This is a genomic window from Listeria sp. SHR_NRA_18 (genome assembly GCF_003856515.1).
GTDB classification, from domain to species: domain Bacteria; phylum Bacillota; class Bacilli; order Lactobacillales; family Listeriaceae; genus Listeria_A; species Listeria_A newyorkensis.
The window spans coordinates 1-2,404 of record NZ_QPKR01000029.1 but is presented as its reverse complement, the minus strand read 5'-3'; the positions used below and the strand labels follow the sequence as shown (position 1 = coordinate 2,404).

Here is a 2,404-nt window from a genome sequence, read left to right as displayed (position 1 = left end):
GATAACGAATCCCGCAATGACAATCGTGCCACATGCGGTACCTATCGCTTTTCCCCAGCTCTGTGTGACAAATCCAACAATCATCATTACCGCACCGGCTATAGCCAATCCAATGATTAATTGTTTTGTAAACGAGTCGTAAAACCCGGTCAAATCAAACGGCATTGCCATGTCATCTACTCCTTCTATTCATTCATTTTTTCGACAAAATAACTGTCTTTATTTTGGCGCATTTCTAGTGAAAAATAAGACGTATGTGGCGCGCCTTTGGTATAAGAGAATGTATAGGTTCCTTGCACACGAACAACATCCCCTTTTTTCACCAGTTGATCAATGGTTGCGCCTTCCAATGTTGCTTGATCTAATCCTTTGACTGCCGAAACAAGATAAAGGTTTGCATCATTCTTACAGTATAGCTCCAGGTATTTTTGAATAAACGACTCGATGTTGCTTTTTTCCTTGCCATCTTCTATAGCGTTGCCATCTTTCACAAAATAATTCTCTGGATTTTGTACCGCTCGGCTTGGTGTCGTACTCTTCGTCATATTCAGATACTCCGGTAATTGAACGATGACTAATTGCCCCTCTTTATACACGCCATACAGGGCAACTTGAAGCTTTTTCGTCTGCTTGTTCTCTGACATCACAACTTCGTAAAGCGTTCGATACAAGATGTCTTTGTCTTGTTTTCCCGCAACTTCTTGGTGAATGTACGATACCTTTTGTACGTGCTGCTGTACACCATCTGTTTGTCCATCGACACCATCGATTCGAACGCCTTCGGCTACGTGACTCTCCAGCTTTTCTTTCCGTTGTGTCACTGCAACTTCTGTATTCACTGGCGATGTGAAATATAGCGCTAGCCATTGTTCCCCTTCATACGTGACCATATCACTGGCAGCTTCTCCAGCTTTCATTTCCGCCAGCAGTTTTTCTGGATCAATGGCTTTTTCATTGGCGACAGAGACAATGGTATCTAGTCGGCCAAGTACCATGATGTTCGTAAACAAAAACACCGCAAATAAGCCGTAAAAGAATACCGTTAACGCATTTTGAAAGAAGCGTTTTTTAAACGGAATGCCACGGCTGGAGATTTCGGTGTTTTTTATCTGTTTCTGTTTCTTCTTTCGTTTCGGTCGTTTGGGGGCGCTCGGATGGATATTTTCAAGATGTATTTTCGGCTCATTCATGCGCCAACCCAACTCTTTGCATTAATTCTTTGGGAATTTTATCGGTAATAATAACCTCATTCACAATAATGCCAGCACCTTCTAAATAGTACAGCGCACGCTGATAATTCGTTTTATTCTCGGCATATTCTTTTAGATCATGATAGAACAATTGTGATCCAACAATATATTTTTTTTGCTCCAGCTTACGCAAAATTTCATTCCGTACTTTTTCATAGCCATTCAATTTGCGCCCGGTATGCTTTTTTTCCTCCCAACTTGTCGTGCTTACTTCTTCTCGTTTTTCATTTTCCATTGTTCGCTAACTTCCTTTCTGTGTGGAGCCAACAAGCGTTATCGCCATGTCGGCCATTTTCCATTGATTTTCTTCTTTTTCGAACACAATGCGCATATAACTGGTTTGTTCGTATTCGCTGCCATTTACGGCCACACGCTGCGTAATAAGATTGGTCATTTCCGGATGCAAGGTGCGATCATCATTCCAAAACGCCTGGCGTTTGATAATATGACTTTTAACTCCCTCTCCCCCTATACCAGCAGCCTCTTGCATCTTTGTTTGGAAAGATTTTGTGGCTAGTGGCATGATATGCTGAAATTGCTCTTGTACACTGCTGTAGCTGAAATAAGCATTCACCAATGCTTCGTTTACCTCACGAATTTCTTTAGCCACTGTAGCCGTTTCCTCTGAAACCGATGGTTCCGCTGCTTCTTTTGTCTCGTTTGCTCCTTTCACGTCAATAACGGTTTGTTTTTGTTTTTCCTGCTTTGTTTTTTGGACCGGTTCAGGCGCTTCTTGTTGTCCTTCATGCAGCATATATCCTGTAAATCCTGATCCAATAATCAAAAATAGTAAGCCAATCAGGATACCTACTTTTTTTCGTTTAGACATAGGATAAATCGCCTCTTTCTGTTTATTTGGTAGGATCAATCCGGCCGAATCCTGCAAAGTGTGATTTCCAGTAAGCACCTTGGTAATCGTGATAGCCGATACCGCTACTATTGGAGTCATACATCATCTTTTCATTGATGACGATTCCAACGTGGCTAATGTGGTTTGCGCCTCCGTACGTGCCTTTGAAGAAAATAAGATCCCCAGCTTTCACATCACTTGCTGGGACACGTTGAGTAAATGCGTATTGTTCTTGTGCTGTCCGTGGGAGATTAATCCCCGCACGCTTAAAAGACCATTGCATCAATCCGGAGCAATCAAATCC

At 42.1% G+C, this 2,404-nt stretch carries 4 protein-coding genes; all 4 read right to left on the bottom strand.

Going from position 1 to position 2,404, the window contains the following annotated elements; all coding sequences use genetic code 11:
• Positions 1–185: 185 nt before the first annotated feature.
• Positions 186–1,190 carry a conjugal transfer protein gene (locus tag DUK53_RS16840; protein ID WP_124893201.1) on the bottom strand — a complete coding sequence of 335 codons (1,005 nt, stop codon included), beginning with the start codon at positions 1,188–1,190 and terminating at the stop codon, positions 186–188.
• Entirely contained in the window at positions 1,183–1,485 is a 303-nt protein-coding gene (locus DUK53_RS16835; protein WP_124893199.1) for a hypothetical protein, read from the bottom strand. Before DUK53_RS16835 ends, DUK53_RS16840 begins: the two co-directional genes overlap by 8 nt.
• A 6-nt stretch (positions 1,486–1,491) precedes the next feature.
• Positions 1,492–2,079 carry a hypothetical protein gene (locus DUK53_RS16830; protein WP_124893197.1) on the bottom strand — a complete coding sequence of 196 codons (588 nt, stop codon included), beginning with the start codon at positions 2,077–2,079 and terminating at the stop codon, positions 1,492–1,494.
• Between the two features lie 22 nt (positions 2,080–2,101).
• Positions 2,102–2,404 (bottom strand): C40 family peptidase (locus tag DUK53_RS16825; protein WP_143813224.1); only part of this gene is annotated, 303 nt, incomplete at its 5' end.

Bases quoted from the DNA above. Each gene is read 5' to 3' on its own strand.
- DUK53_RS16835 (WP_124893199.1), bottom strand. From the start codon at position 1,485: ATGGAAAATGAAAAACGAGAAGAAGTAAGCACGACAAGTTGGGAGGAA.
- DUK53_RS16830 (WP_124893197.1), bottom strand. From the start codon at position 2,079: ATGTCTAAACGAAAAAAAGTAGGTATCCTGATTGGCTTACTATTTTTG.
- DUK53_RS16840 (WP_124893201.1), bottom strand. From the start codon at position 1,190: ATGAATGAGCCGAAAATACATCTTGAAAATATCCATCCGAGCGCCCCC.